General features: G+C 63.9%; 6 protein-coding genes. 2 read left to right on the top strand and 4 right to left on the bottom strand.

The features are described 5' to 3' along the window. Positions 1 to 42: 42 nt before the first annotated feature. A complete protein-coding gene (locus tag FLM9_RS05550) occupies positions 43 to 288 on the bottom strand; it encodes a hypothetical protein (protein WP_143324622.1) in 246 nt (81 codons plus the stop codon). Between the two features lie 369 nt (positions 289 to 657). Here FLM9_RS05550 and FLM9_RS05545 point away from each other — a divergent pair, with 369 nt between their 5' ends. Continuing rightward, the gene (locus FLM9_RS05545; protein WP_074457638.1) at positions 658 to 2,301 is read left to right on the top strand and encodes a DEAD/DEAH box helicase; all 1,644 of its coding nucleotides are present in this window, start codon (positions 658 to 660) and stop codon (positions 2,299 to 2,301) included. 18 nt (positions 2,302 to 2,319) lie between these two features. Here FLM9_RS05545 and FLM9_RS05540 read toward each other — a convergent pair whose 3' ends face one another. From FLM9_RS05540 to FLM9_RS05530, 3 genes are read right to left on the bottom strand one after another with little or no spacing between them, the layout of a single operon-like run. Next, positions 2,320 to 2,514, bottom strand: a complete 195-nt coding sequence (locus FLM9_RS05540; protein ID WP_074457637.1) for a hypothetical protein — start codon at positions 2,512 to 2,514, stop codon at positions 2,320 to 2,322. Between the two features lie 28 nt (positions 2,515 to 2,542). After that, complete coding sequence (locus FLM9_RS05535; protein ID WP_074457636.1) at positions 2,543 to 3,802, bottom strand: HEAT repeat domain-containing protein; 1,260 nt, start codon at positions 3,800 to 3,802, stop codon at positions 2,543 to 2,545. Continuing rightward, a complete protein-coding gene (locus FLM9_RS05530) occupies positions 3,795 to 4,451 on the bottom strand; it encodes a pentapeptide repeat-containing protein (RefSeq protein WP_074457635.1) in 657 nt (218 codons plus the stop codon). Before FLM9_RS05530 ends, FLM9_RS05535 begins: the two co-directional genes overlap by 8 nt. On the opposite strand from FLM9_RS05530, the gene FLM9_RS05525 reads away from it, so the two are divergent. Beyond that, positions 4,450 to 5,106, top strand: a complete 657-nt coding sequence (locus FLM9_RS05525) for a phycobiliprotein lyase (protein WP_257243023.1) — start codon at positions 4,450 to 4,452, stop codon at positions 5,104 to 5,106. The genes FLM9_RS05530 and FLM9_RS05525 overlap by 2 nt on opposite strands. Positions 5,107 to 5,344 lie beyond the last annotated feature (238 nt).

The raw sequence follows: 5,344 nt of genomic DNA, 5'->3' as shown, positions 1-5,344 counted from the left end.
GCCATGGCTTCCTTGAAGGACGTGGTGGCCGGCAGCGGGAGGCTAGCAGGGGTTAGGCAAGTGGCTTTCCAGTAGGCGATCCACCTTGGCCTCCAACTTGCCCAGTCCGTCTTTCAAGTCACTACGCAGGGCGTCAAACTGCCGGTTCTGCCTGGTTTTGAGGTCGTCGAACTGCTTGTCCAGTTTGTTCCACAGGAAGATCAGGACGGTCACGATCACACCGGCACAGGCGGCCATGGCGCCAACCACCGCAGCCATGATCATCAGCGTTGGGGGAATCGACGGCATTGGGCCGGCTGGATTCGGGTTGACCCTACTCAAAAACTGTCCCGAACCAGCTTTCCACCCCAGTGGGAGTCATGCTAAGCTAATTGCAGTGCGACAACCAAGTACACGTCGCCGCAGGGCCTGCGGAGACGCTAAACGACTGTGGAGCCAAAGGTCAGACGGGTTCGCCCGTCCTTGGTCGTGAAGCAGTAACCCACCTGAACCGGGCAAAGCGCGCTTTGTTCGGGAGAAGGAATCCTCGTCCCGACCGACGAGGTGGAGGTCAAGTTTCAGTTCAGTGCCATCAACGGCAGCATCCTCTCCCAACGCTGCCTAAGGCCAGGCAAAGGGTTGCCGCCGTTTCCAGGACAACCCTCTGTCTCTTCCCACATGACATCCGACTCCCTGTTGTCGGCTGGTTCCCCAGCCGCTGGTTTTGATTGCTTCGGCTTGCGCGACGAACTACTCCAGGCTCTTGTCGCCAGCGGCTATCGCCAGCCCTCCCCTGTGCAGACACAGACCATCCCCCTGCTGCTGCAACGTCGTGACCTGATTGCCCAGGCCCAGACAGGAACGGGCAAAACGGCCGCCTTTGCCCTGCCCTGTCTCCACAACCTGGATGCCCAGCAGCGCTGTTGCCAGGTGTTGGTGCTGACGCCCACCCGGGAACTGGCCCTGCAGGTGGCCAAGTCTTTTGCCCGCTATGGGGCGCAACTGCCCCAGGTGCGGGTTCTGCCCATCTATGGGGGCAGCGACTTTCGCCCCCAGATTCAAGGATTGAGGCGGGGTGCCCAGGTGGTGGTGGGGACCCCGGGGCGGGTCATGGACCACATGCGTCAAGGCACCCTCAGCCTCGACGGCCTGCGGGGCCTAGTGCTGGACGAAGCCGACGAGATGCTGCGCATGGGCTTCATCGACGACGTGACCTGGATCATGGAGCGCACCCCCACGGAGCGTCAGTTGATGCTCTTCTCCGCCACCATGCCGCCGGAGGTACGCCAACTCTCCGGGCGCTTTCTCCGGGATCCCGCTGAGGTGACCATTGCCACCTCCAAGGCCGACACCCAGCGCATCCGCCAACAGTTGCTCATGGTCCATGCCAGCCAGAAGCTGCGGGCCCTGGTTCAGGTGCTGGACACGGAAGCCAGTGAAGCCACCATGGTGTTTGTGCGCACCAAGCAGGCGACGGTGGAGGTGTCGTCTGCGCTGGACGGCCATGGCTACCGCTGCGCAGCCCTCAACGGCGACGTGGTGCAAAGCCAGCGGGAGCAGGTGATTGAGCGGTTGCGCTCCGGCCGTGTGGACGTGGTGGTGGCCACGGACGTGGCGGCCCGAGGCATCGACGTGGAGCGCATCACCATGGTGATCAACTACGACGTTCCCCTGGATGCGGAGGCCTATGTTCACCGCATCGGCCGCACGGGACGGGCTGGGCGGCAGGGCAGGGCCCTGCTGCTGGCCACACCCCGGGAGCGTCGTCTGGTGCAGGCCATTGAGCGGGCCAACGGTCAGCAGTTGGAGGTGATGGACGCTCCCGATGCCGATACGGTCAATCGGCACCGGCGCCAGCGCTTCAAGGAGCGCATCCTGGGGGCGCTGGACGGGGCTGACGTGCCCGTCTTTGAACAGTTGGTGCAGGAGTTGAGTGCAGAGAAATGCCTGCCTGTGGAGCACATCGCCGCTGCGCTGGCCCAGCTTGTGCAGGGGGCCAAGCCGTTTGCCTGTTCTGCGGAAGAGCCGCCTGTGCTCCGCCTGAACCCGCGACGCCAATCCCGGCCGCTGGCGGCCCACATGGAGCGTTACCGCATTGAGGTGGGCTGGAAACACCGGGTCAAGCCCAGTAACATTGTGGGCGCCCTGGCCAACCAGGCAGGCATCCGTGGGCAATCCATTGGTCGGATTCATATTTTTGATGAGCACAGCACCGTGGATCTTCCTAAGGATTTGCCTGAGGATCTGTTTGCCACGCTGCGCAACATGCGGGTGGTAAGCAAGCCTCTGCGCATCCGCAAGCTGGAGGTCAGCGCGGTGTAGGGTCCCGTTCCTCTGCCCTCAGCGCTTTTTCTCCAAACCTAGGTAGAGCAGGAACCACAGCAATGCCAAGGCCCCTGACCCCGCCGCCACCGCAATCCCGAGGGGGTGATCCCAGCGGAGCAGGCCCGCAAACGCCACCAGCAATGCACTGCTCACCATGCGGGACCCGTCACGGCGGTTGTCGGTGAACAGTCGCCGCAGGAACGGAAGCATGGATCTCAGGGGTGAAGTCATGGAGCAGCTAGCCTAGGGCCCGCGCCCGCAGGGCCAAGGATGCCTGGGCCTGGCCTTGGAGAAGGGCCAGCCCCATGGCGGCGGCCCAGCGCAGTTGCTCTTCCTGGGAGACATCTTGTAGGGCTTGCAGAGCGTCCCGGTGGTCTGTGAGGGCCAATTCCCCCATGGCCACTGCCGCAGCGATGCGGGATTTTCGGTATTGGGGAGCTGTTTGCTCCAATCCCTGCTTCAGCCAGGCGCTCCGCCCATGGTGTCCCCCCAGACCCACCAGGCGCATGAGCATGTAATGGCCGCCGTAGTCGCTGCTGTGGTGGTGGTGCAGTTGCTCCAGAATTGCAACCTGACTGGTTCCGGATAGTTGAAGAATGCCTGCGGCGGCGCTGTATTGGCAATTCTCGTCTCGTTGCAGCAATAACCGGATCCAGCCGGCGGGGGTGTTGTCCGTGGGTTCAGGTTGGCCAATGAGTTGCAGCCGGCGGGGGTCGTCATGGCAGAGTTCATCCAGGAGGGTCGCCACCGGCGCTGGGGGATGGCCGTTAGCCAGGGCACGACGGGCCAGGGAAAACGCCGTCAGCGCCCGCAGGGGCATGGAGGTGGGTGTATGCACCACGGCCGCCAAATGCTCCGGTTGCCCCGCCAGACCCAGGTCAATCACTGCGGTTCGCCGCTGCCCCGCCTCCGGATCCTGAAGACGGCTCAGCACAGGCTGCAACAGCGTGCCAGGGCCGCCCTGGCGCACCAGATAGGCCCGCGCCGCCCCGTCCAGGAGGCGATCTGGATGGTTGATGCAGCCCTCCACGGCAGTCCTGGCGCCGTGGAGCTCCAGACGGGTGAGGCACTGAATCACGGCCCGCTGTTGGGTTCCGGGACCATGGAGCGCCCCCACCAAAGCTTCGGTGAGTTGATGCGGGTCCATGGTTTGGCCAGCGGCCCAGAGTCGGGAGAGGCTGTTGGCGGCGCTGACCACCGCCCCTGCATCACTGCTGCCCAGGGCCTCCACCACCCGCGCCACACTGCGGGGATCGGGGCGACGCCCCAGGGCCTCCAGGGCTTTGCGGCGTGTGAGCCGCTCGTTGATGCCGTGGCCACGCCATGCGGATGCCGCCAGCAGAGCGTTGAGGGATTCCGGGCTGCTGGCGGCCCCCAGGCGGGTGGCGGCAACATACTGCAGCCCAGGGTTGGGAAGGTTGGCGGTGGGGCTGTGCAGCACCTGAATGGCCTCCTGCTCATCCAGCCAGCCGAACAGGCTGTCAAAGCGCTCAGCCATGGGGGGCGCCGTGGGTGTCCATGGCCTCCAGGCTTTCGCGGGTGGTGCAGCGGGCCAGGCGATTCCAGCAGTCCAACTCCTGATAGGGCCGCGACAGCAGCTCGTCCCGCAAGCCTGCCAGCCCCAGGGCCCCTGTGAACACAGCCCCCGCAATGCTGTCCACGGCGGTGAAGTCCGCCCCCCGCAGATCGGCGGCCCGGAAATCACAGCCATCCAACTGGGCATAGGCAAAGCGGCTGCCCCTGAGCAACGCACCACAGAAGCGGCTGCGGCGCAGGTCCCCGTTGGCAAAGCCCAGGTCTTGCATCAGGGCGCCACGGCAGTCTGCCCCACTCAGATAGATCCCCAACATGAACGCCCCCCGCAGATCCATGCCCTGCAGATCGGCGGTGTTAAGAAACGCGCCACCCAGCTTTGCCCCAGGCCCCACGGCGCCGGAGCGTGCATGGGCAAAACCTGGTGGCCAGCGGGTCAGAGCGTCGTAGCGGGCCAGGCTGAGGTCGGCCCCTTCCAGGCGTGCGTCCCCCAGGTTTGCGCCCCGCAGATCGGCGCGGCAGAGCTTCACCCCCCGCAGATCTACCACCCCAAGCTGGCGGCCCTGCCAGTTGGTTCCTCGTAGATCGGCATGTTGTTCGCGAGCCTCGGCCATGGTGCTGATGCAGTCTCCCCAGCTTGTGGCAGCGACAGGGCACCATGGACGGGTCTGCCATGGGTTGTTGTCTTTTTCTCCGCCACGCTCAATGGTGGACTTCCTGCGTCTCAGTGCCGGAACCTGGTTATCGGTGCGCAGCGTCCATCATTTTGACTTCTCCCCGGACCAATCCGGGGAGTCCAACCTGATCATCACCCTGCTGGAGCAGGGGGATGAGGCGGTGCAACGGGTTTGCGCCCAACAACAGGTTCCCGGCAGTACCGCCACCATGGGGGCCCGCTTCCAATGGCAGGGCAACCATCGCCAGGGGCCGGCCGATGAGCGCTATGGGGCCGTGCTGGTGGACCTGCCGGGTCCGGGCCAGGGTTGTGGTCGTCTGGTGCGGGACGTGGGTTACGTGGAGGCCACACCGGTGATCAGCCCCTATCGCTTTGGCGAGGACGGTCTGCTCACCATTCACACCGTCTACGACCGCAACGTGGGCAGAGAGCGCTGCTGGTTTCTCAACGAGGACGTGCGGGTGCGGGTGGGCACGGTCCAACTTATGGATGGTCCCAACCTGGTGAGCTACGCCACGGAAACCCGTTGTACGCCGCTGGAGGAGTTGGAGAAGCTGCGGCGGGAGGCGCAGGGGCGTTGTGAATCAAGCTGAAGATGGGGAGGGGAGTGGGTTGACAAATCGAGGATAAGCCTTAAACTGCCTTTACTAAACGGGATTGGTAATTTAGAGTTGATGAGTCATTTGGGTAGGGTGGCCGGTGGCCAGAGAGAATCTTCCAAGGCCCCCCTGGAGTTTTCTTATCCTTGTCAAGCATGGACAAAGCAAAGCTAGATAATAGCTTCCGAGAAGATCTATCGTCCCAGTTGCTTGCCAAGACTTTGATTAACAG

Source organism: Candidatus Synechococcus spongiarum, from assembly GCF_900047545.1.
In the GTDB taxonomy this organism is placed as follows: domain Bacteria; phylum Cyanobacteriota; class Cyanobacteriia; order PCC-6307; family Cyanobiaceae; genus Synechococcus_B; species Synechococcus_B spongiarum_C.
Note: the sequence above shows the minus strand (reverse complement) of the source record. Positions and strands in the feature narration are given on the sequence as shown.

Bases quoted from the DNA above. Each gene is read 5' to 3' on its own strand.
- FLM9_RS05550 (WP_143324622.1), bottom strand. From the start codon at position 288: ATGCCGTCGATTCCCCCAACGCTGATGATCATGGCTGCGGTGGTTGGC.
- FLM9_RS05545 (WP_074457638.1), top strand. From the start codon at position 658: ATGACATCCGACTCCCTGTTGTCGGCTGGTTCCCCAGCCGCTGGTTTT.
- FLM9_RS05540 (WP_074457637.1), bottom strand. From the start codon at position 2,514: ATGCTTCCGTTCCTGCGGCGACTGTTCACCGACAACCGCCGTGACGGG.
- FLM9_RS05535 (WP_074457636.1), bottom strand. From the start codon at position 3,802: ATGGCTGAGCGCTTTGACAGCCTGTTCGGCTGGCTGGATGAGCAGGAG.
- FLM9_RS05525 (WP_257243023.1), top strand. From the start codon at position 4,450: ATGGTGCTGATGCAGTCTCCCCAGCTTGTGGCAGCGACAGGGCACCAT.
- FLM9_RS05530 (WP_074457635.1), bottom strand. From the start codon at position 4,451: ATGGCCGAGGCTCGCGAACAACATGCCGATCTACGAGGAACCAACTGG.